At 62.0% G+C, this 22,238-nt stretch carries 24 protein-coding genes and 1 pseudogene; 16 read left to right on the top strand and 9 right to left on the bottom strand.

Going from position 1 to position 22,238, the window contains the following annotated elements; translation table 11 throughout:
- Positions 1-111: 111 nt before the first annotated feature.
- Genes AC1TPF_RS19145 through AC1TPF_RS19130 form a run of 4 tightly spaced genes read left to right on the top strand, consistent with a single transcriptional unit; the run spans position 112 to position 2,749 of the window.
- Positions 112-870: a carboxymuconolactone decarboxylase family protein gene (locus tag AC1TPF_RS19145; RefSeq protein ID WP_482139548.1), complete on the top strand. Its 759-nt coding sequence runs from the start codon at positions 112-114 to the stop codon at positions 868-870.
- A gap of 34 nt (positions 871-904) precedes the next feature.
- Positions 905-1,747 (top strand): SDR family oxidoreductase, encoded by an 843-nt coding sequence (locus AC1TPF_RS19140; protein WP_482144988.1) that lies wholly within the window; start codon positions 905-907, stop codon positions 1,745-1,747.
- A gap of 48 nt (positions 1,748-1,795) precedes the next feature.
- Positions 1,796-2,167, top strand: a complete 372-nt coding sequence (locus tag AC1TPF_RS19135) for a DUF2255 family protein (RefSeq protein ID WP_482144987.1) — start codon at positions 1,796-1,798, stop codon at positions 2,165-2,167.
- 57 nt (positions 2,168-2,224) lie between these two features.
- Positions 2,225-2,749, top strand: a complete 525-nt coding sequence (locus tag AC1TPF_RS19130) for a YceI family protein (RefSeq protein WP_482144986.1) — start codon at positions 2,225-2,227, stop codon at positions 2,747-2,749.
- 79 nt (positions 2,750-2,828) lie between these two features.
- On the opposite strand, the gene AC1TPF_RS19125 is transcribed toward AC1TPF_RS19130, so the two are convergent.
- Genes AC1TPF_RS19125 through AC1TPF_RS19110 form a run of 4 tightly spaced genes read right to left on the bottom strand, consistent with a single transcriptional unit; the run spans position 2,829 to position 5,087 of the window.
- Positions 2,829-3,593, bottom strand: a complete 765-nt coding sequence (locus AC1TPF_RS19125; protein ID WP_482139544.1) for an ABC transporter permease — start codon at positions 3,591-3,593, stop codon at positions 2,829-2,831.
- Positions 3,593-4,393: an ABC transporter ATP-binding protein gene (locus AC1TPF_RS19120; RefSeq protein ID WP_482139543.1), complete on the bottom strand. Its 801-nt coding sequence runs from the start codon at positions 4,391-4,393 to the stop codon at positions 3,593-3,595. The genes AC1TPF_RS19125 and AC1TPF_RS19120 overlap by 1 nt, the downstream gene beginning before the upstream one ends.
- The gene (locus AC1TPF_RS19115; protein ID WP_482144985.1) at positions 4,390-4,755 is read right to left on the bottom strand and encodes a DUF1048 domain-containing protein; all 366 of its coding nucleotides are present in this window, start codon (positions 4,753-4,755) and stop codon (positions 4,390-4,392) included. The genes AC1TPF_RS19120 and AC1TPF_RS19115 overlap by 4 nt, the downstream gene beginning before the upstream one ends.
- Before the next feature lie 2 nt (positions 4,756-4,757).
- On the bottom strand, positions 4,758-5,087 hold the full coding sequence (locus tag AC1TPF_RS19110; RefSeq protein WP_482144984.1) for a PadR family transcriptional regulator: 330 nt from the start codon (positions 5,085-5,087) through the stop codon (positions 4,758-4,760).
- A gap of 190 nt (positions 5,088-5,277) precedes the next feature.
- Here AC1TPF_RS19110 and AC1TPF_RS19105 point away from each other — a divergent pair, with 190 nt between their 5' ends.
- The 3 genes and pseudogenes from AC1TPF_RS19105 to AC1TPF_RS19095 all read left to right on the top strand — a co-directional run.
- Positions 5,278-6,519, top strand: coding sequence for a low temperature requirement protein A (locus tag AC1TPF_RS19105; protein ID WP_482144983.1), 1,242 nt, complete (start codon positions 5,278-5,280; stop codon positions 6,517-6,519).
- An 85-nt stretch (positions 6,520-6,604) separates the two neighbouring features.
- Complete coding sequence (locus AC1TPF_RS19100) at positions 6,605-6,799, top strand: hypothetical protein (protein ID WP_482139539.1); 195 nt, start codon at positions 6,605-6,607, stop codon at positions 6,797-6,799.
- A gap of 171 nt (positions 6,800-6,970) precedes the next feature.
- Positions 6,971-8,061, top strand: a pseudogene (locus AC1TPF_RS19095) (APC family permease); the annotation flags it as partial.
- 120 nt (positions 8,062-8,181) lie between these two features.
- Here AC1TPF_RS19095 and AC1TPF_RS19090 read toward each other — a convergent pair.
- Both AC1TPF_RS19090 and AC1TPF_RS19085 read right to left on the bottom strand, forming a co-directional pair.
- Positions 8,182-9,939: a flavin-containing monooxygenase gene (locus AC1TPF_RS19090; protein WP_482139537.1), complete on the bottom strand. Its 1,758-nt coding sequence runs from the start codon at positions 9,937-9,939 to the stop codon at positions 8,182-8,184.
- Between the two features lie 499 nt (positions 9,940-10,438).
- The gene (locus AC1TPF_RS19085) at positions 10,439-12,100 is read right to left on the bottom strand and encodes a hypothetical protein (RefSeq protein ID WP_482144982.1); all 1,662 of its coding nucleotides are present in this window, start codon (positions 12,098-12,100) and stop codon (positions 10,439-10,441) included.
- A gap of 253 nt (positions 12,101-12,353) precedes the next feature.
- Here AC1TPF_RS19085 and AC1TPF_RS19080 point away from each other — a divergent pair, with 253 nt between their 5' ends.
- The 3 genes from AC1TPF_RS19080 to AC1TPF_RS19070 all read left to right on the top strand — a co-directional run bounded on the left by AC1TPF_RS19080 (position 12,354) and on the right by AC1TPF_RS19070 (position 14,581).
- Complete coding sequence (locus AC1TPF_RS19080; RefSeq protein ID WP_482144981.1) at positions 12,354-13,175, top strand: alpha/beta fold hydrolase; 822 nt, start codon at positions 12,354-12,356, stop codon at positions 13,173-13,175.
- A gap of 15 nt (positions 13,176-13,190) precedes the next feature.
- Positions 13,191-13,838, top strand: coding sequence for a TetR/AcrR family transcriptional regulator (locus AC1TPF_RS19075; protein WP_482144980.1), 648 nt, complete (start codon positions 13,191-13,193; stop codon positions 13,836-13,838).
- Positions 13,839-13,954: 116 nt separating this feature from the next.
- Complete coding sequence (locus AC1TPF_RS19070) at positions 13,955-14,581, top strand: dihydrofolate reductase family protein (RefSeq protein ID WP_482139533.1); 627 nt, start codon at positions 13,955-13,957, stop codon at positions 14,579-14,581.
- A gap of 148 nt (positions 14,582-14,729) precedes the next feature.
- Here AC1TPF_RS19070 and AC1TPF_RS19065 read toward each other — a convergent pair whose 3' ends face one another.
- The gene (locus AC1TPF_RS19065; RefSeq protein ID WP_482139532.1) at positions 14,730-15,131 is read right to left on the bottom strand and encodes a VOC family protein; all 402 of its coding nucleotides are present in this window, start codon (positions 15,129-15,131) and stop codon (positions 14,730-14,732) included.
- Positions 15,132-15,206: 75 nt separating this feature from the next.
- Between AC1TPF_RS19065 and AC1TPF_RS19060 the strand changes: the two genes are divergently transcribed.
- The 3 genes from AC1TPF_RS19060 (at position 15,207) to AC1TPF_RS19050 (ending at position 17,806) form a co-directional block, all read left to right on the top strand.
- Positions 15,207-15,815 carry a TetR/AcrR family transcriptional regulator gene (locus AC1TPF_RS19060; RefSeq protein WP_482139531.1) on the top strand — a complete coding sequence of 203 codons (609 nt, stop codon included), beginning with the start codon at positions 15,207-15,209 and terminating at the stop codon, positions 15,813-15,815.
- Positions 15,816-16,193: 378 nt separating this feature from the next.
- On the top strand, positions 16,194-17,039 hold the full coding sequence (locus tag AC1TPF_RS19055; protein ID WP_482144979.1) for an SDR family NAD(P)-dependent oxidoreductase: 846 nt from the start codon (positions 16,194-16,196) through the stop codon (positions 17,037-17,039).
- 113 nt (positions 17,040-17,152) lie between these two features.
- Positions 17,153-17,806: an MBL fold metallo-hydrolase gene (locus AC1TPF_RS19050; RefSeq protein WP_482144978.1), complete on the top strand. Its 654-nt coding sequence runs from the start codon at positions 17,153-17,155 to the stop codon at positions 17,804-17,806.
- Between the two features lie 174 nt (positions 17,807-17,980).
- Here the strand turns inward: AC1TPF_RS19050 and AC1TPF_RS19045 are convergent, their stop codons facing one another.
- On the bottom strand, positions 17,981-18,460 hold the full coding sequence (locus AC1TPF_RS19045) for a MarR family winged helix-turn-helix transcriptional regulator (protein WP_482144977.1): 480 nt from the start codon (positions 18,458-18,460) through the stop codon (positions 17,981-17,983).
- Positions 18,461-18,598: 138 nt separating this feature from the next.
- On the opposite strand from AC1TPF_RS19045, the gene AC1TPF_RS19040 reads away from it, so the two are divergent.
- Entirely contained in the window at positions 18,599-19,534 is a 936-nt protein-coding gene (locus tag AC1TPF_RS19040) for an NADP-dependent oxidoreductase (RefSeq protein ID WP_482144976.1), read from the top strand.
- Between the two features lie 302 nt (positions 19,535-19,836).
- On the top strand, positions 19,837-20,274 hold the full coding sequence (locus AC1TPF_RS19035) for a VOC family protein (protein WP_482144975.1): 438 nt from the start codon (positions 19,837-19,839) through the stop codon (positions 20,272-20,274).
- A 128-nt stretch (positions 20,275-20,402) separates the two neighbouring features.
- On the opposite strand, the gene AC1TPF_RS19030 is transcribed toward AC1TPF_RS19035, so the two are convergent.
- On the bottom strand, positions 20,403-21,284 hold the full coding sequence (locus AC1TPF_RS19030; RefSeq protein WP_482144974.1) for a helix-turn-helix transcriptional regulator: 882 nt from the start codon (positions 21,282-21,284) through the stop codon (positions 20,403-20,405).
- Between the two features lie 191 nt (positions 21,285-21,475).
- Between AC1TPF_RS19030 and AC1TPF_RS19025 the strand changes: the two genes are divergently transcribed.
- On the top strand, positions 21,476-22,141 hold the full coding sequence (locus tag AC1TPF_RS19025) for an SDR family NAD(P)-dependent oxidoreductase (RefSeq protein WP_482144973.1): 666 nt from the start codon (positions 21,476-21,478) through the stop codon (positions 22,139-22,141).
- Positions 22,142-22,238 lie beyond the last annotated feature (97 nt).

The following is a 22,238-nucleotide window of genomic DNA, read 5'->3' as shown; positions in this document are numbered from 1 at the left end:
ACTCCTGAACGGGGTACTGATAGGCCCTCCCGCAGCCGCGGCAGCCGACCTACATTCGAATCAGAGGACCCAGTCGACGTGAAGATGTGGTCACGGTGAGGAGTGTTGTAGATGGCCGCGAACGCGCGAGCGCAGAAGAATCACGATGAGCTCTTTCCAGGGCATGTGTCGACACTGGCGCAGACCGATCCCGAGTTGATCGAGTACTTTGACAACTTCGCTTTCGACGAGGTACTCCAAGACAGTCGCCTCGAGATTCGGAGTCGACTGATGGTTCAGCTGGCCTCGATGATCGCAGGCCAGGCGCTACGCGAATATCGAGTCATGCTCGGAGCGGCGCTGACCGTGGGGGTGACACCGGTCGAGGTCAAAGAAATCGTGTATCAAGCAGTGCCGTACGTGGGTATGGCCAAGGTCTTCGACTTCCTGCACGCAACCAACGAGGTGCTGACCGAACGCGGTGTCGAGTTGCCGCTACCGGGCCAGTCCACAACCACCCCGGACAGTCGCATGGCGAAGGGCTTGGCAGTACAGAAGAAGATCGTCGGCACTGACACCGTCGAGAGCTTGTATGCCAACGCGCCCCAGGATCAGGCGCATATTCTGCGCTTGCTGTCCGCCAACTGCTTCGGCGATCACTACACGCGCACCGGACTCGACGTACCTACCCGCGAGCTACTCACGTTCGCGATGCTCGTCGCGCACGGCGGCTGTGACCCGCAGGTCAAAGCCCACGTCGCCGCCAACCTTCATGTCGGCAACGATCGCCGGGTCCTGATCGATGTCCTGACCCAACTCCTACCCTTCATCGGCTATCCCCGAACACTGAACGGTCTTCGCATGGTCGATGAGGTCACGCAGGACAAATAGCCGCGGCACCTGGAAGAGGATGAAAGGACCGACCATGGCTCAGCGCACCTGGCTCATCACCGGTGTCAGCAGCGGCTTCGGCCGCGAACTGACCGAACAGCTCCTCACCGCAGGTGATCGCGTCGTCGGGACCGTCCGCGACGCCAGCAAGGTCGACGACCTCATCGCTCGATACCCTCAGACGTTTATCGCCGAAGTGCTCGATGTGACCGACATTCCGGCCGTTCACGAGGTCGTCGATCGCAGCTTCTCGACGCTCGGTCGGATCGACGTCGTCATCAGCAATGCCGGGTATGGCCTCTTCGGTGCCGCGGAGGAACTCACCGACGCCCAGATCGACCGTCTGATCGCGACAAACCTCACCGGATCGATCGCCTTCATCCGCTCGGCGCTGCCGCACTTTCGTGCGCAGGGGAATGGGCGCATCATTCAGATGTCCTCGTACGGAGGACAGGTCGCATTTCCTGGCAACTCCATGTACCACGCCACCAAATTCGGGATCGAAGGCTTCGTCGAATCAGTGGCACAGGAGATCGCACCTTTCGGCATCGGGGCGACACTCGTCGAACCAGGCGGCGCCCGAACCGAGTTCCGCTACGGCAGTGCCCTAGTCGCCACCCTCATGTCGGCTTACGACAACAACCCGGCGCACGGTTTCCTGAAGATGCTCGACCCCGCCAATGGCCTCGCGCCCGGCGACCCTGCTCGTATGGCCGCTCGCATCATCGAGAGCGTCGACATCGAGCCGGCACCGTTGCGGCTGTTGCTCGGATCGCAAGCACTGGCGATCACGGTGGACACCCTTCGTAAACGTATCGCCGACTACGAGGCACAAGCCGACGTTGCCGCGTCGACGGACTTTCCGCCTGGTGAATGAGCCCGCCTGACAGCGGTTGTCATGCCGAACCCAAACGAAGGAACACCGATGAAAACATGGAATATCGAGGACGCCGCCGTCCTGGGCGCACCGGATGAGGTACAGGTCGTCACCTACCGGCGGGACGGTCGCGCGCGCCGGCCTACGACCATCTGGATAGTGCGAGACGGTGCCGACGTATTCATTCGTTCGACCAATGGGCGTACCGCGGCCTGGTTCCGCGCCGCGATCACCTCACACACCGGGCAGATAATGGCGCGGCAGAACACCTTTGACGTTATCTTCACCGAAGCGGACGACAAGGATCTCGCGCGGGTCGACGCCGCCTACCGGGCCAAATACGGTCAGTACCCCTCGATCGTGGATCATCTCGAAGAAGAAGGGCCCCGGTCAGCGACCCTCCAGGTTCACCCGGGCTGAATGCTTGCTCGCCGGATCTTTCGCCGACCACGGATCGCCATCTACCGGAAGTTGACAATGACATCGCCCATTGACTCCGTCCCCGACCTGCGCGCTCTCGAGGGCTCGTGGACCTTGGACCCCGCCCGCACCTCGATAACCTTCCGCGCCAAGGCATTGTGGCTGTTCACGGTGACCGGTTCTTTCGATCCCGTCGGAGGCAGCGGAACTGTCGGCGATGATGGGAGCGTGACCGGAATGCTGGTCGTCGACGCAAGCTCCGTGAATTCCAGGAACCGGCAACGGGACGAGCATCTGCGTTCTGCTGATTTCTTCGACGTCCGGACATATCCCACCATCACCTTCGCCGTGACGCAGGTGCGACCCGGCGATGGGGGACATATCGATGTCATCGGCGATCTGACCGTTCACGGCCAAACACGGCCGTTGACTGTCCCCGCTCGTGTGGTCGCGGTGGATGACACCGCTACAGTCACCGCCGAAGTCCACCTCGACCGCAGCAATTGGGGGCTGCGCTACACGAAAAAGGGTTCACGCCTGGCCACTGACCTGATGGTCGAGGCCTCCTTCATCAAACCCTGAGCATCTAGCTTCCGAAGAACTCCATTCCGGAAGTTCCGAGAGTTCATCGTCGAAGAACTGGCCGGACTTCCTGGGGGACTCAGCTGATCTTGCGTCGGTAGATGGCCATCGCGGCGACGTACGCGACGATGAGGAGGCCGAAGCACCAGGTGAAGGCGATCCAGATGTCGCCGCCGACCGGCTCTTCGGCGAAGATGTCGCGAATCGTGTTGACGATGGCTGTGACTGGCTGGTTCTCCGCAAACCATTGCACCGGCGCGGGCATGGTTTCGCTGGGTACGAACGCGGAACTGATGAACGGCAGGAAGATGAGCGGGTAGGAGAACGCGCTCGCGCCGTCCACGGTTTTTGCGACAAGGCCCGCGATGACCGCAATCCACGTCAGCGCCAGAGTGAACAGGATCAGGATGCCGCCGACCGCGAGCCATCCCAATACACCTGTGCCCGTACGAAAACCCATCAGTAGTGCGACGCCGACGACAATCGTCAGCGACATCACGTTGGCGACCAGCGAGGTCAGCACATGTGCCCACAGCGCGCTGGACCGAGCAATCGGCATGGATTGGAATCGCTCGAAGATCCCGCCGTTCATGTCCATGAACAGGCGGTAGGCGGTGTACGCGATCCCGGACGCGATCGTGATGAGCAGGATGCCCGGCAGCATGTAGTCGATATACCGTTCCGGCCCGGTATCGATGGCGCCGCCGAACACGTAGACGAACAGCAGCATGAGGGCCACCGGGGTGACTGCGGTGGTGATGATGGTGTCCGGGCTACGCAGGATGTGGCGCAGCGAACGCCCGGTCAGAGCGGCGGTGTCGCCGTAGAAATATGTGGTGGTCATCATCGTTCCTTATTGGTCGCGCGCGCGTCGGCTCCGAGGCTCTTGCTGTCGTCCCCGACGATCATGAGGAAGACCTCCTCTAACGTGGGCTGCTTCTCGACGTACTCAACTTTCGCGGGCGGCAGCAGTTGCTTGAGCTCGGTGAGGGTGCCGTTCACGATGATCCGACCTTGGTGAAGGATCGCGATCCGGTCGGCGAGGTGCTCGGCTTCCTCCAGATACTGCGTCGTCAACAGCACCGTCGTCCCACTGTTGGCGAGTTCCTTCACTGTCTGCCACACCTCGGTGCGTGCCTGGGGGTCGAGGCCGGTGGTCGGTTCGTCGAGAAAGATGACCGGCGGGTTCCCGATGAGACTCATCGCGATGTCGAGACGCCGACGCATTCCACCCGAATACGTCGATGCTTTTCGGCTGCCGGCCTCGGTCAACGAGAATCGAGTGAGCAGGTCGTCGGCGATGTTGCCAGGGTTCTTCAGATGTCGCAGCTTGGCGACCAGCACGAGGTTTTCGCGGCCACTGAGGAGATCGTCCACGGCCGCGAATTGTCCGGTGAGGCTGATTGATTCGCGCACCTTCTGTGGCTGCGCGGAGACGTCGCAGCCTTCCACGCTCGCTGTTCCGGAGTCCTGCTTGAGAAGTGTCGACAGGATTTTCACAACCGTGGTCTTGCCGGATCCGTTCGAGCCGAGCAGGGCGAAGATGCTGCCTGTCGCCACGTCGAAGTCGACGCCGCGCAACACCGGCAGCTCATCGAACGACTTCTGTAACCCCTGTACACGGATCGCTGTAGTCGAGGTCATCGCTGTCCTTGTCGTTCAGCGTCCTCGATGGACTTGGCCAGGCGGGCGCGTTCCTTGTCGATCCAGTGCTTGCCGCTGTATGCCGCTGTGAACGTCTCAGCGAACTCGACCGGGTCGTCGCCGACGATCTCACGCACCGGTGTGCTGTCGATGGCCGCGCGCTCCCAGAGGTCGACGTGGTCGCCCATCATTTTCACGATGGTCGCGCCGTCGGTCACGCCACCGTAGTAGTTGAAGTACCTCTGCAGCGCGTTTGCGGCGGTGCGGTGCGGCTCGGGAAGGGCATTGATGCGCGCAGCGTGCCGCTTGTACTGCTTCTTCTCTTCGAACGATCTGATGATTGCTGAGATCCATCTGGTCATGACTACTTCCTTCGTTCGTGGAGTTGTTCGATTCGTTCGGAGAGGAAGTCCCATGTTCTCCAGAACTCGTTGAGCTGTTCGAGCCCTATGTCGTTGATCGAATAGACCTTTCGTGGTGGCCCTTTCTCGGAGGGGACCTTCTCCACATTCACGAAACCCTTCTGCTCGATGCGGACGAGCAAGGCGTAGACGGTGCCCTCGACGAGGTCCGTAAAACCCTGCTCGCGCAACAGTGCTGTGATCTCGTAGCCGTACGTCGGACGTACGGCTAGGTTTGCGAGCACTATGCCCTCGAGGGTGCCCTTGAGCATCTCCGTCATCTGGCTGCCCATCACTCACCTCCTTCTAATCTGTATCGCTGAGTACCGGTAGACGGTAACGCAGAGTACCGGTACATAGCAATACCAAATAGCGGAGCTGCGCGGTTTGCGTCCCCTCGGCACGGGGTACCGACGTGGGGAGTGATTGTGCCGCTTCTGGCTCAATGCGCATCGTTGGGCCGACAGTAAGGACAACTCACAAATGGGTGAGCGCACACCGGGGCTTTCGGGCGATCAATCGGAGAACGCCGGCGACGCCAGTGGTGGCGACCAGCGCACTCCGCTCATAGAACCGCCGCGACTGCGAACCGAAGACGACCGTGCGGCAACGAGACTCGAGCTCTTCTTCGACCTTGCCTATGTGTTGGTCATCCATCAGTTGGCGCTGGCACTGAAGGATGATCTCGGGTGGCACGGTGTGGCCGTCTTCGCAGGTCTGTTCGTGGTCACGTGGTGGTCGTGGGTGACCACCACGCTGTACGCAAACCGGTTCGACACCAACGACGTCGTGTATCGCGTGCTGAAACTGGCTGCCACCTTTGCGATTGCGGTGATGGCGGCCAGCGCATCCACCGCCGTCGGGGCGGACGGGACCGTGGCGTTCGGCGTCGGCTACATCGCGACCCGCGTGATCCTCGCCGGTCTGTACCTACGTGCGTGGTGGCACATCAGCGAAGTACGGGTCACGATCAATCTGTATTTCGCGGCGACGGTCATCAGCGTGGTCATCTGGACTGTCTCGCTGTTCACTCCATCGCCGACCACCTACATCCTGTGGGCGGTCGGTATCGCGATAGAGGCGATGGCTCCATTCGCGGCCACCCGGTGGGGCCCGGACGTGCCGTTGCACCTCAAACATCTACCGGAACGCTTCGGCCTCTTCGTTATTCTGGTGCTCGGCGAGTCCATCTCGGCCATCGTCCTCGGGATGCATGACACCCATTGGGCATGGTCGTCCTCGTTGGTGGCAGCGCTGGGATTCACCATCGCCGCTTCGGTGTGGTGGATGTACTTCGACATCGGTGGCGCCGAAGCGAAGACCGAGATACAGGATGATGAGAGTGCGGTCGGTAGCGGACGCGCCGATGGCTACATCTACGGACATCTGCCAATCACGTTGGGTGCGGCCCTCCTTGGTGTCGGGATCGAGCAGTACGTCCTGCATCCGGTCGGTGAACTCAGCGCTGCTGGACGCTGGGTCCTGTGCGGTGGGCTGGCGTTGTTCATCGCCGGAGTGTGCGCCATCCTCGGGTGGAGTTCGGGCAACTGGCGAACGATCATCCCGTGGCCGGCACTGGCAATCCCGGTCGTCCTCATCGTGGGACTCATCGACAACGCACTTCCGTTCGCGTCGGCGATAGTTCTCGCCGTTGGCTCGATCCTTGCCGTTGTGACCGGTATCGTCCGGCGGCGCAGGAGCCCGGTCGAGACGACCGAGACCTGACCGATGTGTAGTCCTGCGAACTGACGGGTACCCGGATCAACGACCCGCGGAGTGTCACGGGAACGCAAGTCGAGGAGAGGGAGACATGGCGAAATATCGAGTGCTCAATCCTGACGAGGACGTCATCGACGAGGTCGAGTTCAACAACGCTGAAGACGCCTACAAATGGTTCAAGAACCGTGAGGTTCCATCGGGCCAGTTGGGGTTCCGTATGGAGGTCAACGTGGATGGCGACTGGCGATTCTTCGACCAGACCGACGGAACCCAATCTCGCAACTAATCCTGTGCCTTGCACGTTGCCCTGTTACCGATTTCAGCCATTCGGCGAATTGAGCCCTATTTCCCCGGTCTCGATTACTGGACGATATTCACGCGTCAACCGGGTTAGCCTGTGGTCGACATTTCGGCCACCAGGCCTGGGGTGCCCTCCGGAACAAGGTGAGTACCCAAGGTGGCCAATTCCTTTGCCGACGACCAGACTGCGGACGAACTCTCGTCTGAGCCCCTCTCGAAGAACGAGCTGAAACGAACACTTGGGTCGTATCAGGTATTCGCCATATCGTTTGCATTCATCTCGGTGGCCGTCGGAATCTTCGCGACGTACGGTGATCTGCTCTCGACTGCAGGACCAGTCGGACTCTGGCTCTGGGTGGTCGCCGCCGTAGGACAAACCCTGGTCGCGCTCGTGGTCGCTCAGTTCGCGGCGCGGATCGCGCTGAGCGGCTCGTCGTACCAGTGGGCCTCACGGCTGGCGAACCCGAAGATCGGTTGGCTATTCGGGTGGCTCACGTTCTGGTACCTGGCGATCGCAGTGGTCGCAATGACAGCGCGCTTGCGAGCCAGGCGTTCATGCCACTGGTCGGTATGGAGGAGAACGAGGGCACCGCTCGAGTGATCACCGTGGTGATCATGGTGATTCAGGCGGCACTGGTGATCGCCTCCACACGACTGCTGGGAATGATCACGTCTGCTGCGGTGGCCATCGAACTCGGCATCGTTGTGGTCCTGGTGATCGCACTGGTTGCAGTCGTGGTGTTCACCGGCAGCGGCGAGGTCAGCAATCTGACATCCCGCGGGATCACCGCGGGCGAGAGCAACTACCTCGCAATTGGTGGCGGGCTGATGGCGGGGATGTTGATGGGCCTGACCACGCTCGTCGGATTCGACTCGGCGGCGAATCTCGCTGAGGAGGCCAAAGATCCGTTTCGCAGTGTCCCGCGCGCCATCGTGGCATCGGTGGTCGCAGCCGGAGTCGCCGGCTTGCTGTTCTTGCTCGCACTCACCGTCGCGATCAAAGACGTGGACGCGGTGAGCGCCAGTGGGTCACCGGTCGCAGCCATCATCCGGGATCAGCTGGGGCCGGTGATGGAGCGGTTCCTCCTGGCCGGCATCGCTTTTGCGATCTTCGGAGCCGGCATGGTGGTGATGGCCGCATGCTCACGGCAGGTGTTCGCGATGGCCCGCGACAAGCGCTTCCCCGCACACGGACTGATGCGGAGGGTCAACCCGCGCACCCAAACCCCGGTGTATGCGACGCTCCTCTCCGGCGCAATCCATTTCGCGAAAATGATGATCTTCGACCGTGAGGTTCTCGAGAGCGAGCCCGACGGCGGTGACGCGGTCTTGTCCAGCTGCCCCGAGCAGACAGCCTGAATGCAACCGTCACATCAATTCGAGTCCCGTCAGGAGATCGTCTGCGCGCCACTTCTGCAGAATGCTGTAGAACGCATTCGGGCCATGTCCAAAGTTCGAGGAGGCACCTGCTCGGACGTTGCCCTCATTGTTGAAATAGCCAGGGGTGCAGTTCCTTCGGTATTCAACGAGAGCGGAAGGCGACTCTCCGAGCACGTCGAGCCAGTACTCTTCGGCCTCTGGGGTGGCATCCACGCGCTGCACGTTCCTGGCCCGGGCCGTTGCGATGACGTAGGCAATGTGCCGGCCCATCTCGATCACGCTGCTCGTCCAGTTGTAGGCCGGAGCGACTTGGCCGGGCCCGTGTATGAACAGATTCGGGAAACCGTGCACATGCATACCGTGGAAAGTGCGTGCGCCCTTGGCCCAATACTCTGTCATGCGGGTTCCGTTCATGCCGACGGGGTCAACGCCCCAGGCTTTGAGCAGTCCGCGGCCGATGTCGAAACCGGTGGCGAGGACCAGGCAGTCGAGTTCGTACTCACGGCCGTCCACGACAACTCCGGTGGCGGTCGCCCTCTCCACCCCCGCACCCTTCGTGTCGACCAGGGTGACATTCGGTCGGTTGAACGACTCCAGGTAGTCGTCGTGGAACGACGCTCGTTTGCAGAGCATGCGGAAGTTCGGCATCAGCGCGGCGGCGGTATCGGGATCCTTCACGATGGACGCGATCCGGGCGCGGGCGACGTCCATGCCGGTCAGATCGTCGAGCTCGGCCTGCTTGAGATCCTCGCTGCTTCCGTACATTCCCTTGTTGTGACTCGCCACGACCGGAAACACCGTGTGGCTCCAGGCGTCGTCGATGAGATCTTCCGCAGTCAGGTCCACGTTCTGCTCGTTGAACGAGAACATGTGGCGGTCTTGCCAGCCGGGCTCCAGAGTCGCGGCCCAGGCTGGGTCTGTGGGTCGGTTATCCCGCGGAAGCACCACTACTGGTGTTCGCTGAAAGACGGACAAGTGTTGCGCGGCCTCCGCCAACGGTGTCACCAGTTGCAGCCCAGTCGCTCCGGTGCCGATCACTCCGACGCGCTTGTCCGCCAGGTTGGGCATACCGCCACCTTTTGGCCCCGGCCCTCCACCTGTATAGCCGTAATCCCAACGGCTCGAGTGGAACAGCGCACCACTGAAATCTTCGAGACCGGGGATGTCAGGTAACTTGGGCCGTTGTAGGGCCCCTCCCGCCATCACCACGAATCGCGCTTTGACGACATCTCCGCGATTGGTGTGAACCGTCCACCGTGCGTCGCCATCGTCCCACACCGCATCGACGACTTCGGTCTGGAAATACGCATCACGGTAGAGGTCGAACTTTCGAGCCATCGACCGGCAGTATTCCAGGATCTCCGGTTGGTAGACGTACCTCTCGGTCGGGATGTAGCCCATCTCCTCCAAGAGCGGCAGATAGATGTAGGACTGGACATCGCATTGTGCTGCCGGGTACCGATTCCAATACCAGGTACCGCCCACGTCACCCGCATTATCGATCATGCAGATGCGGTCCACGCCCTCCATTCGCAACATCGCGCCCAAGGCGAGCCCCGAAAGCCCCGCACCCATCAGTACGACGTCGACCTCGTCTTCAATCGAGGCGCGATCGATCGGCTGCGCCCACGGGTCGTGCGATTCCTCGATGTACCGATACTGACCGGTACCGTCCGCCCGAAGTCGTCGCGCTCGCTCGTCGGCGTAACGCTTCCGGATGTTGTCCAGGTCCATCGACTCAGGCAATTTCGAACTCCTCGGTCAGTAAGTCAATTCCCAGGTTGGCCTCACCCGGGAACGCGCCGCATCCTGCGGCGGTGAGGACAGGTCTGGCATTCCTCCCCGCCGACGCACGTCGGAGACGGGCTCCTGCGCAAACTTTCGAAAGAATGCGACGCCGAGGCTGTCGGGCCCCAAATGGGGCACCACATCCTCGGCGGTGGTGTGCGTCACCAAATTAACTATACCTGCGGTAAAGTTACTGTCCAGTGGGACACCCGGAAGAATGGCCTCTGGCAGGCGAGGACCTTCATCGAACTGCCCGCGCTGTTCCTGCGTTTCCGGAAGGACGCGTTCGTCAAATACGTCAGTGTGTATGTCGACGATCCTGTTGCGCTGGTGACCGAACTGCAGAACGAGGTTCGTTCGACATCGGCCAGCTACCGACCCAGACGGCATTCGCAGCTGCGAGGAATGCCAACACCCACCAGACTGCACGCAATACGGCCACGCCGGAGTCTAGAAGCTACTTGGTAGCGAACTCGGCCAAGTTGGTCGAAATGGGGTCCGCGGTTCCGTTGTTTTGCAGGGCTGCGGCGGTCAGGACGTCGAGGTGGTGGTAACCGGGGGCGATGACGGTCCTGCCGTTGGGGAGATCTTCTTGGGTGGTCATCACACCGGCGGTGATGCCACTTCCGCCGAGGAGGTTCAAGGTTGGGTGGGCGGTGAGGCCCGCGGGGTGGCGGAGGTGGTTGGTGATCGCGGGCGTGGTGGGTCCCAGGACGCTCTCGACCAAGAGCCTCATCGGGAAGTACTGCTCCGTGAAATCCAGGGGATGTTCAGCCAGACTCCTGGCGAGGTCGTTGATGTCGGTGACTTCGTGGGCGGGAGTGGTGTACGGGCGCCCGTCTCGATCGAGAGGCGCACTGCTGGTCACCTCGTTGAAATTCTGCCACGTATAGAGCGGGCCTTGTGCGATCGCAGGTATGACGAGGGGATCGGGACCGAGCATTCCCGCAGTAATTTGACGGTTTGCGACATTGAGGTCGTGTGACAGGGGAAAGTTCTTGTCGGCCAGTAATCCGCCATCGAACATGCCGACGGAGGTTTGCAGAAATGCCAAGGGTTGGGAGTTGTTGTCCATCAACCCGCCGAGGAGTGCCGCGTTGGTGAGGCGAATATCTCTGAGCGGTGTCGTATCGGTGGCGAGACCCGCTGCGTCACGGGAAAAGAGGAGCCGCAGCGAATTGTCGATATTGTTGTTGCGAACACTCTTCAGGAACTGGGTTTCACTGTCGGGATCGATGTGGGTGGCGGTGCCGACAAGGCCGAGAAGGTTCATGGTCTCGGGGTTGATCAGTGCTGGAACGTTTGCCGATCGGGGTACCAGTCCGCGGGTGGTCAATCCATCCAGAGCGTCCATTCCGAGAGAGGTCTGGGGGACCAGCGCGTTGAGTGTCGACATGTCTCCCAGTGGCAACGTCGTATTGATCGTGGTGTCGAGAGCGAAGTAGCCGGAGCACTGTTCGTAACCAGGTTGTCCATCGAAGTCCCATTGGACGAAATAGGCGGTCAGTGAGCCACCAAGCGAATGGCCACCGCAGAGCACCTTGTTTCGCCGTAACTTCGGGTCAGGTAGTTCGGCGCTCAGCAGATCGTACTGATCGACGACCGTCTGCTCGATTCCGATGTGGGAGAGCCACGCCAGATCGGAATCGGGTACGAACCCGGCGAATCGCCGTCCATCGATGGCGCCCTGCCCGTAGTAGTAATCGATGGCGAAGTTGATGTCTTGGTTGGCGACCGCCGCGTCGATTCCGGTGTGATCCTCTAAGCAATTCGAGCGCCTATCCAAAGCCCAAAACTCGATGTGCCGGCCGCCGGTCGCGGCGGCGGCCACCGTATTGCGCGCGACGCTGTCGAATGCTGCCGCCCCTTCCAGAACGCCAGGCTGAGCAATCAAGATCTTGTCCGCGTTCGCGGAGGCCGTTGGCCCGTCGACGGCGCGATACCGTTGGTACGAAAGCCAATCGCAGGCAGCTGGATGTGCGCCTACCGAACTGGGAAGCGGAATATTGACGCGAACAACTGACTCGACGACCGAGGTGATCGGGGATGAGGTCTGCACGATTGATTCGGTGCGCTGATGCGACGGTGCGGAATAGGCGAGGGATGTTTGCCCCGCCATCAGAGCGGTTGTGGCCAGCAGAGTTCCCGATACCAGTGCAGCCGTAGACCGATTGATCTTCACGTGTGCCCCCCGACTCAACAACACTCTGTCGAACGCTGTTCGCCAGAATCGTAGCCTCCAACCGGCTCTGAATGTTCGTGTTGACCTCGCTGCTTTATGAACGACGCGACGGAGATGCCGCAACCCTTGCCCCGCATCGTCAATCGGAGGAATCTGGGTGTCGAGCGCTTGCGTCGCAGGAGGGCGAGCCATGGACATGGTTGAGGTCGAGGGACTTCTGATCGCATACGAACGGGTCGGACACGGACCCCCGCTCATCCTCGTCCACGGCTACGTCGGCGACGGCCCGCGAACGTGGCGGCCGCAACTCGACGGGCTCGCTGACGATTTCACGGTGGTGGCCTGGGATGCACCCGGCGCCGGATCTTCTTCTGATCCACCCCCGGGCACCGGCATGGGGGAGTACGCCGACTACCTTGCCGGGTTCATCGCGAATCTCGGGCTCGACAATCCACATGTCGCAGGGCTTTCGTTCGGGGGATCACTGGCGTTGGAGTTGTGCCGGCGTCACCCGGACATCGCGGCTTCTCTGACGTTGGTATCGGCTTATGCGGGCTGGCGTGGGTCGTTGCCTTCTGAGGTGGCCGACCAGCGGCTACGGCAGGCGTTGGAGTTGGCCGACCTCTCGCCTGAGGAACTGGTCGACGCACTGCTCCCGACGATGTTCAGCGGTTCGACCCCGTGGGACGTGGTCGACAGGTTCGGCGCGAGCCTTCTGGCGGTTCGACCGGTCGGATTTCGAGCCATGGCGCGGGCCTCCGCCGTGGATCTGCGAGACGTGCTTCCCAGCATCGAGATTCCGACACTCCTGGTGTACGGCGATCACGACGTCCGGGCCCCGCTGTCCGTCGCGGAGGCGCTCCGCGGCGCAATCGCCGGTTCCGAACTGATCGTGCTCAGAGGATCTGGGCATCTCTGCAACTTGGAAGCCCCGCACGAGTTCAACGAAGCACTACGCGCCTTCGCCCTCGGTGGACCGGACCGGCGTTGGCCAGCGCGACTGATTCGCTAGAGTAGTCTCTAGCAAATGATCACTTCCGTCAACGACGAACCGACACCTGTCAGCCGCGCCGAGAAGACGCGGCTGACCAGACGGAGGATTATCACCGCAGCGGCGGACCTGTTCCTCGGCAAGGGCTACGGCTCAACAACTCTCGACCAGGTCGCTACGCGCGCTGCCGTCGCAACGCAGACGGTCTACTTCCATTTCGGAAACAAGGCGACGCTGCTCAAGGAGGCACTCGACATCGCGGCAGTCGGCGACGCCGAGCCGGTGCCGCTGCTCGACCGCCCGTGGTTCCACGAGGTGATGGCCGAATCCGACCCGGTCCGAATCATCGAGCTCTGGATGGCCGGCGACCGCGATATCTTGCAGCGGGTCGCTCCGTTGCTCTCAGTCGTCCGCGGCACCATCGGCAGCGATTCCGACCTTTCGGTGCAGTGGGAGGTCAATGAGGAACAGCGCCGCACCGCGTACCGCGCGCTGGCCGACCTGCTGGCCGATCGCGATGCGCTTCGCAGCGGGCTCAGCGTTGAGGACGCCGCCGACCTTGCCTTCCTGATCGCCAGCGTCGAGAACTACTTCGTCGCAACGAACACCATCGGCTGGACGCCGGAGCACTGGCAACGCACCACGACCTCGTTGCTCGTCGCGACACTGCTCGACGAGACGTAGGGCCGGGGAGTACATGAACTATCCCGATCCACTTGCGATCGGGCGCAAGCGATGATTTTGAAGGCGTTCACAGGTCTACCCTTTGACCGAAGCATCCAACACCACCGGAGCTGACCATGGGCCTGATCCACATCGAGCTGTTCACAACCCTCGACCTCGTCGGGCAGGCGCCTGGCGGCCCCGACGAGGATCCGGAGGGATTCCCGTTCGGTGGCTGGCAGGCGCCTCTGTTCGACGACGCCACCGGTGCACAGGTACATGCTGCATACGAGGGCACGGATGCCCTACTGCTCGGCCGGCGGACGTACGACATCTTTGCTGCTTATTGGCCGCATCAGGAGGGAGGCGAGGACAACGGGTTTGCCACGCTCTTCAATGGCGTTCCGAAGTATGTCGCCTCCCGTGGCAAGCCTGAGCTTTCGTGGGCGGGGTCGACGCAACTCGGCCCAGATCTGGCCGAGGCGGTGCGCGAGATCCGTGATCGGCACGAACACATCAAGGTTGTCGGGAGCCTGAACTTGGTGCAGACCCTGTTGCGCGAGAAGCTCTTCGACCGGCTCGACCTTTGGGTGCACCCCATCGTGCTCGGTGTGGGCAAGCGGGTGTTCGACGGTGGCGCCGTGCCGACCAACCTCACCCTGCTCGAACCGCCGGTGGCCGGTGAGAGAGGAGCGGTACATCTGCGCTACGGCTTGGTCGAAGGGACACCCGAGACGGGGGATATGAGCGTCGATCCGTCCTGAGGCAGTTCTGCGCCTCATGTTCCTATTTGTCGGCGAATCGCCTGGGACAGAAGCCTTATGTCACTGCGACCGGTTGTCGGCGACGTTGGCTGTACACGGCACCCGCAAGCCAAGCGCTGTCATCGGCGGGGTCGCCGCGCATGAATTGTCAACGGCCCTGGAACCGTTCGATAGCGTCCTCAGTCGCGGGGGTGAAGAGGTTGACCAGGTTGCCGTCGGGGTCGCGGAACAGGATTGAGCGATTGCCCCAGGGCATCGTCGTGGGTTCTTGCACCCATTCGCTGACGAGCGATGAGAGGCGGGTGTATTCCGCATCGACGTTGTCGACGCGGAACTCGAGGATGACGCTGTGGTTGGCGGCCGCCCGCGCCGATCCGGCACCGAACAGCGGGACCGTCTGGGAGTGTCCGATAGCCAGCGTCGCCGATGGCAGAACGAATTCGGCGAAGGGTGGCGCAGGCCGCTCGGCCTTGACTCCGGTCACCTGCTCATAAAACGAGACCAGTCGGTCGAGGTTATCGGTGATGATGCGTACTGAAGCGAAATGCATGGACCGCGTCTTCCTTCTTGAATGGGGAGTAATGCTACGGTACCGTAGCGTAGCGTTTCGAGAGGAGCAACATCGATGCCACATCGAGTACCGGAGGGTGAGCCGACGGGGGCAACGTCGGCAAGGGTGGATAGCCGAGTCGAGCGCTCGAAACGGTCGGTTTTGGCAGCCACCGAAGAGCTGCTGAACGAAGGCGGGGTAGGTGGCTTCAGCATTGACGAGGTGTCCCGCCGATCCGGTGTGGCCAAGACGACCATTTATCGTCACTGGCCAGACCGCAATGCGCTCGTCCTCGATGCCTGCTCTCAGATCACCGAACACCAGCAGATTCCCGACACCGGATCGGTCCAAGGCGATCTAACGGCGGCGCTGACGAACATTTCACACCTACTGCAGACAGCCAATTGGTCCTCGGTACTGCCGTCGATCATCGACGCCTCAGAGCGCGATCCTGCGTTCGCGGACATCCACAAGAAGATTCAAAGCGGCCACGCCGCCCCGCTGCGGGCGATCCTCGAACGTGCTGCGAATCGCGGCGAGCCACGACCGAACGACGAACACGCAACGACCATCGCACTTCTCCTCGGCCCCCTGTTCTACCGCCGCTGGTTCTCACGCGAACCAATCGACCAAGACTTTGTCACTGCCATAGTGACGCGCGCGATCGCGCACGATCAGGAGTGAGGGCAAGGCAATGAAGACCGGCACTTCTGCGAACGTGGACGCACATCCCGCGCCATTCGCTCCCAGAGGTGAGGTCCTGAAAACTGTTTGTGCGCAATATGTCTCCCGGCGACCGTCGATAGCACGGCGGCGATGCGGCCGCAGGACACGGCTTCTGAGCCGGTAGGTATGAGCTCTTGGTTTCGTGGTTGCGGCTCGATCAGCGTTTCCGCGCGACGTGGGGACTCGTCGACACCGTCGTCCCGACTCATGAGTGCTTCTGACTTTACGACCTCCGTCCGCGATCAGGGAGTGTCTGCTGGTTCCTGGATCATTGGACACTCCCTCGCGACGCTGTCGGCCTGTTGACTGGAACCACGCGAGAGAGAGGATCTCGACATGGCCGAGAATAAAGTGTGGTTCGTTACGGGTGCGGCGCGCGGGATGGGTGTTGACATCACCCGGGCAGCGCTCGGCGCCGGCCACCGGGTGGTGGCGACGGCGCGTGATGCAACCAGGGTCACGGATGTGTTCGGTGAGCGTGAGGACCTGCTCGCGGTGTCACTGGACATCACCGACCCGCCCGCAGCAGCGGCAGCGACCGAAGCGGCGATCCAGCGGTTCGGCCGGATCGATGTGTTGGTCAACAACGCGGGTCTGTTCTACGCGGGGTTCTTCGAGGAGATCAGTCCGGAGCAGTACCGCCACCAGATGGAAGTGAACTTTTTCGGCCCAACAAACGTCACCCGTGCGGTGCTGCCGGTGATGCGCAAGCAGCGAAGCGGCCAGGTCGTAACGATGAGTTCGACCGCTGGTCTGGTCGGTCAGGAGTTCGTCGCCGCGTACTGTGCGTCAAAGTTCGCCGTCGAAGGGTGGATGGAGTCGCTGCGCTTCGACGTTGCCCCGTACGGGATTTCAACAATGATCGTCGAGCCTGGGTTCTTCCGTACCGACCTGTTGGTCGAGGGATCCTCGACACTGTGGCCTGAGTTGTCGATCCCCGATTACGCCGAGCGCACGGCGGCAACAATCGAAGCATGGAAGGGCATGAACGGTAAGCAACCCGGAGACCCGGTCAAGCTGGCTGCCGCGCTTATCGAGTTGGCGGATTCGGCGGAGCCGCCGCTGCGGTGGGTGGCCGGCGCCGATGCGGTTGAGATTGCTGAGGGAAAGGCGCGAACCTTGCTGGAGCAGATCGACGCACATCGCGATCTGTCCACGTCATTGAACTTCAACGACGCCTGAAAACATCCGTCCGCCGTTCACTTCTCGACGCTTCGCATCCCCTTGACTTCAACCCGGCTTGAGGTTGCAGCATGGACCGTGGATCAAAATTGCTGCCCATGAGGAGGATCGTGATGCGACAAGTATTGCCTGATGTGTGGGAGACGCAGGAGGACAATCCCTTTCCGGGCTTGACCACACACGCTTATCTGTGGTCCGGAAACAGGAATGCCTTGTTTTACTCGGTTGCCGGCGATGCAGATTTCGACGAAATGGAGCGTCACGGCGGTTTCGTCGACCACTACCTGTCCCATGTGGATGAGGCAGGCCCGATGTTGGGCCGCATTGCCGAGCGATTCGGGTCGAGGTTGCGCGCTCCGGCGGCAGAGGCCGACGCTATCGGCAAGTACGCCCGAGTCGATATTCCCTTGGCAGAACGTCACATCGACGACAACGGCATTGAGGTCATACCGACGCCGGGGCACACCGTGGGTAGTACGTGCTATCTGGTGCCGGGTGCCGACGGTGCCCGCTATCTGTTCACTGGTGACCTGCTCTTCGTAAGCGCGTCGGGTGCCTGGACGGGCGGCTATATTGAGGCCTTCAGCGATGCCCGCGCGCTGGCCAAAAGTCTGCAACTGCTGGCATCTCTGGAACCGAATGTGGTGATCTCCAGTGCATTTGCGGGCGATTCGGCAGTCCATCGGGTCGAACCGCGGGAATGGCCCGATCACATCGATCAAGCGCTCGCAGGGTTGTCTGCGGTGAAGGGATCACTTCGTCTCTGACGAACCTCTCCGCCCAACTTGAGATATAGAACCCCGCTCGGGGTGACTCGGGGGATTGAATGATCGCGTCGCAGTGTCGAAAGATCAAGCGCACTATAAGATCTGGGCATACTCGTAGCTGTCACGTCCTGCGGTGGACGTGGTGATGGTCGCGGGTATCTCCGCCTGTGCCGGTTAAAGTTCGGCGCCATTGAGTTGCTGGCGCACCGTGGTCGAGATGAGGGCGAGCGCGGCGCCGAAATCACGCTGCTGAGTCTCACTGAGAGGGTCGAAGACCAGCTCTCGCACGCGTTCGACGTGGCCGGGCGCGCTGTCGACGACCTTCTGCAGTCCAACCTCGGTCAGCGTGGCAAGTGTGTAGCGCCCGTTGCCCGGGTCGGGGCGGCGGGTGACCCACTGGCGCTGCTCGAAACGGACCATGACCTTCGACAACCGGGGCTGGCTGCTGTTGCACTGCGCAGCAAGGTCGCCGAGTCGCATCGTCAGGTCTTCGGCCATGGACAGGCGTGCGAGCACGCTGTACTCGAAGTTCGACGTACCGGCGTCCTGCTCCAACTGACGGTCGAGCAACGTGGGCAGTGCGATGACGACGGTCAGCAGGTCCTGCCACATCGCTTGCTGGTCCTCGTCAAGCCAATGCGGCGAAGCGGTCATGGCATCCGACTCTACATCAATCGCTCATTTGACTTGCCTGGGCAAGTCAGTCAATCTTGGTGACACTTGCCTAGGCAAGTCAACGGGTGGGCCGGCATGTATAGCGCTGGACCCAGTAACGACACACGAGGAGAGTCCGTGAAAGCGATTCGCTACCACCAGTTCGGCGATACCAAGGTTCTGCAAGAAGAGGAAGTGGCACGCCCCGTACCGGGATCCGGGCAGGTGCTGGTCAAAGTCGTTGCCACGTCGTTCAACCCGGTGGACGACCACATCCGCCTAGGAGTGCTCGCGGAAGCCATTCCCACCCCATTGCCGATCACGCCCGGTCTCGACGTTGCCGGCACGGTCGTCGAGCTAGGCGCGGGCGTCAGCGGCCTGCAGATTGACGACGAGGTCGTCGGCATGTTTCCGCTGGACCAGCATGGTGGCGCGGCGGAGTACGCGGTGATCGCGGCCGACCTTATCGCCGCCGCGCCCACCACGGTGGCTCTCACCGATGCGGCAGCGCTTCCGCTCGCCGGCCTCGCTGCCCGGCAGGCCGCCATCGAGTTGGCCGACATCCAGAAAGGGCAGCGTGTGCTCGTCAACGGAGCAGGCGGCGCAGTGGGCGGCCTGGTCGTCCAGCTAGCGGTCGACGCAGGCGCTACTGTCACCGCGGTCGACGGACCGAAACATGCCGAACGCCTGCGCAATTACGGTGCCACGAAGGTCGTCGGCCCCCTGGACCTCGACGCGGGTCCGACCGCGGTCGACGGCCCCTTCGACGTTGTCGTCAATCATGTGCGCCTCGATGCCGACGGACTTGCGAAGTTGACCTCGTACGTCGCCGACGGCGGCATCGCGGTCAGCTCCGCCGGCGCCGTGCCCGCCGACGATGCGCGGTCGGTGCGGACTGCAAGCGTGTGGGTGACACCCAACGGCTCTCACCTGGCCGACCTGGTGTCCCGTCTGGATGACGGCCGCCTCGAACTCGCCGTAGTCGATCGCCGACCGTTGCAGCAGCTACGAGCCGTCCACGATGACGCCGCCAGCGGCACGCTCGCCGGTAAAACTGTCATCACCGTCGACTAGACCCGGAATGACGCCTCCTCACGGAATGCCGCGAGGGGGCGTCACGCCTTGCGCGCGCGGACTGGCCCCGACTGTTCCTGGGGTCGACGTCGCATGACGGTGTTCACTTGGTCGCGGTGAATGACCGGAGGCGTTGTAGCCGTCGACTATGACTGAAAAAGATTGCCTGCCTTTGTGTTCAGCGCAAGAGAGGCTGGCGCGTGGCGAGCGCTGTGTTGATTCATCGGATGTAATATGTAGTGGTTTTAGCGGTAGCCCGTCTCCATATCGAATGGGCAGACAACCAGTGAAGGATTGACCCGATGGCGCACGTACTACGTTTCGACCACGTCGGCGTCACCGTCGCTGACCTGGCCTCGGCCACGGCGTTCTTCGTCAAGCTGGGTCTCGAAGTCGAGGGCACCGGGGCTGTAGAAGGCGAATTCGTGGAGACAGTCTGCGGGATCCCGGGCGCCCACTGTGAGATTGCGATGCTGCGGTCACCCGGCGGAGGGTCCAGGCTCGAGCTTTCGAGCTTCGTGACGCCCGACCACGTGGCCGGATCGCCCACAGCGATGGCCAACGAGCTTGGCCTGCGCAATTTGTCATTCGAGGTCGGCAACCTCGAGAAGGTCGTCGACGAGCTAGCTGTCGACGGCTACGGACTCATAGGCGGCATCGGCGAGTACGAGAACAGCGTGCGCATGACATACGTGCGTGGCCCGGACGGGATCATCGTGTCCCTGTTCGAACACACCTGAGGATCGACCTCGTAGCTCGGTGTGCCGGGGGAGTCATCCCGAGTCGCATCCCCGTAGAGATCGACACGTTTCGACTGCAGCAGACCGAGGAGGCTGACCGGGAAGACCGGCACGTCGGGGAATGCGCCTCAATCGAGTGCGTATGAGTCTGCCGAGCCCGTCTCCGCAGATGCAGCGACGTTAGGAGCGAGGCGAATAAGGTCCAACTTGGTTTGATCCTCGGTATCGCTGGCGGCGGTGTAGGTGACGACGTGGAGGTCGGCACCCGGCACATCGAGAACATCGCAGTCCAACGCGATGTCGCCCACCAACGGATGTGCGATGGTCTTGCGGTCGGAGGAATGCTCGGACGGGACCGCAATTGTCCACAGTCGGGTGAACTCTGGAGATGAACTGCGCAGATCGCTGATCAGTGCGCGAAGGGCACGGTCGTGTGGATAGTGTGCCGCTGCGCGTCGTAGATCGGCGACGATACTGCTCTCGAACTTTGGGTTGGCGCCCGAGGCTGAAGAGCGCAGGGCGCGGTGTCCGGGGCCATCGCCGAAAATCGCCTTCACGAGGTTGCGTTCGCTGGCGGGTAGCAGCTCGGGATCTCCGTGCAACGCCACCCACGGTCGGTTCCAGGTCAGCAGTGTCCAGTCGGCGGCGAAAACTCCGATCGGTACGTCTGCGAGACGGTTGATGAGGCGCTGCACGCTGGCCGGTATGTGAGTCTTGACGGTGCCGTCCTGCGGGGGCAAGAGTCCGGCGCTGGTAAACAGGAGGTCCCGCTCCGAGCGATCGAGCTGAAGTGCGCGGGCCAGCGAACCGACGACCTGCGCGGATGGCCGAATGGCGCGGCTGTGTTCGAGTCGAACTACATAGTCCACCGACAGTCCGGCCAACATCGCGAGTTCTTCTCGGCGCAAGCCTGGTGCTCGACGACGCGACGTCACGGCGATGCCGGCGTCGACCGGGGCCAGTCGATCGCGCCACTGGTGCAACAGTTCGCCGAATCTACTTGTCTCCATTGTTCGATTGTGCGCCGTTGGCGGGGGGCGTTGCCTAGGTACTGGCAGTCCTCAGCCTCAGCCGACCTCTTCCTGAATCTCTCGCACTGCGGAAAGGTCGTTGCCAGCGCACCGACCGATGCCCGACATCGCACGAATACCTCGTCGAACATACGGTCTTGCGACGCAGCGCTTTGCAATTAGGAGAGTTCATGTCTCGCACCATCATCATGACCGGAGCTACCAAAGGGATTGGGAATGTCGCCGTCCACCGGCTACTCGAAGCCGAACCCGATGCCAGCCTCGTACTACTCGCCCGGAACGCCGGCGGCCAGGCGTTGGCGAAGGAGCTGACTGATCGGGGACACCACGTCACTTCAATCCCTACCGACCTGTCAGCTCTCGACAGTGTCAGATCGTCTGCAGGCCGCATCGCCGCGGACATCGATTCAGGGAAACTCCCGCCGCTCGGGTTGATCGTGGCAAACGCCGGACTGCAGCACATCAACGACCTCACCGAAACGCGCGACGGATTCGAAACGACCTTTGCTGTCAACGTGTTGGCGAACCACGTCCTCATTCGTGTCTTGGAGTCATATCTGCAGTCGCCCTCCCGGATTGTGGTGACTGTCAGCGACACTCACTTCGGGGACTTCAAACACAACATGGGAATGGTCCCCGGACCCGTGTGGCCCGCAGACCCGGCGACGCTCGCCAGAGTCCGCGCTTTTGCAGCGCCGGAGTCGGTGACCGCAGGCCGTACCGCTTACTCGACGAGCAAACTTGCCGCGATCTACGCAATTCACGAGTATGCCCGCCGTCTGCCTTCGGGTGTCGACGTCGTCGGCTTCAAACCCTGGTTTCGTTCCCGGTACTGACCTTGCGCGTGAGGCCGGGGCCGTTCAACGGTTCGCGATGGCTCGGATCATGCCACTGATGGCCCTCACGCCCGTGGCCACCAAAAAGTCCGCAGCC

It is taken from the genome of Williamsia sp. Y853 (assembly GCF_056786495.1).
This window is presented reverse-complemented; position numbering and strand designations above follow the sequence as displayed.

Coding starts and splice junctions, on each gene's coding strand:
- AC1TPF_RS19120 (WP_482139543.1), bottom strand. CDS start 4,393: ATGACCTCGACTACAGCGATCCGTGTACAGGGGTTACAGAAGTCGTTC.
- AC1TPF_RS19100 (WP_482139539.1), top strand. CDS start 6,605: ATGGCGAAATATCGAGTGCTCAATCCTGACGAGGACGTCATCGACGAG.
- AC1TPF_RS19130 (WP_482144986.1), top strand. CDS start 2,225: ATGACATCGCCCATTGACTCCGTCCCCGACCTGCGCGCTCTCGAGGGC.
- AC1TPF_RS19125 (WP_482139544.1), bottom strand. CDS start 3,593: ATGACCACCACATATTTCTACGGCGACACCGCCGCTCTGACCGGGCGT.
- AC1TPF_RS19105 (WP_482144983.1), top strand. CDS start 5,278: ATGGGTGAGCGCACACCGGGGCTTTCGGGCGATCAATCGGAGAACGCC.
- AC1TPF_RS19140 (WP_482144988.1), top strand. CDS start 905: ATGGCTCAGCGCACCTGGCTCATCACCGGTGTCAGCAGCGGCTTCGGC.
- AC1TPF_RS19055 (WP_482144979.1), top strand. CDS start 16,194: ATGGCCGAGAATAAAGTGTGGTTCGTTACGGGTGCGGCGCGCGGGATG.
- AC1TPF_RS19080 (WP_482144981.1), top strand. CDS start 12,354: ATGGACATGGTTGAGGTCGAGGGACTTCTGATCGCATACGAACGGGTC.
- AC1TPF_RS19135 (WP_482144987.1), top strand. CDS start 1,796: ATGAAAACATGGAATATCGAGGACGCCGCCGTCCTGGGCGCACCGGAT.
- AC1TPF_RS19070 (WP_482139533.1), top strand. CDS start 13,955: ATGGGCCTGATCCACATCGAGCTGTTCACAACCCTCGACCTCGTCGGG.
- AC1TPF_RS19050 (WP_482144978.1), top strand. CDS start 17,153: ATGCGACAAGTATTGCCTGATGTGTGGGAGACGCAGGAGGACAATCCC.
- AC1TPF_RS19065 (WP_482139532.1), bottom strand. CDS start 15,131: ATGCATTTCGCTTCAGTACGCATCATCACCGATAACCTCGACCGACTG.
- AC1TPF_RS19145 (WP_482139548.1), top strand. CDS start 112: ATGGCCGCGAACGCGCGAGCGCAGAAGAATCACGATGAGCTCTTTCCA.
- AC1TPF_RS19110 (WP_482144984.1), bottom strand. CDS start 5,087: ATGGGCAGCCAGATGACGGAGATGCTCAAGGGCACCCTCGAGGGCATA.
- AC1TPF_RS19025 (WP_482144973.1), top strand. CDS start 21,476: ATGTCTCGCACCATCATCATGACCGGAGCTACCAAAGGGATTGGGAAT.
- AC1TPF_RS19045 (WP_482144977.1), bottom strand. CDS start 18,460: ATGACCGCTTCGCCGCATTGGCTTGACGAGGACCAGCAAGCGATGTGG.
- AC1TPF_RS19115 (WP_482144985.1), bottom strand. CDS start 4,755: ATGACCAGATGGATCTCAGCAATCATCAGATCGTTCGAAGAGAAGAAG.
- AC1TPF_RS19035 (WP_482144975.1), top strand. CDS start 19,837: ATGGCGCACGTACTACGTTTCGACCACGTCGGCGTCACCGTCGCTGAC.
- AC1TPF_RS19075 (WP_482144980.1), top strand. CDS start 13,191: ATGATCACTTCCGTCAACGACGAACCGACACCTGTCAGCCGCGCCGAG.
- AC1TPF_RS19030 (WP_482144974.1), bottom strand. CDS start 21,284: ATGGAGACAAGTAGATTCGGCGAACTGTTGCACCAGTGGCGCGATCGA.
- AC1TPF_RS19060 (WP_482139531.1), top strand. CDS start 15,207: ATGCCACATCGAGTACCGGAGGGTGAGCCGACGGGGGCAACGTCGGCA.
- AC1TPF_RS19085 (WP_482144982.1), bottom strand. CDS start 12,100: ATGGCGGGGCAAACATCCCTCGCCTATTCCGCACCGTCGCATCAGCGC.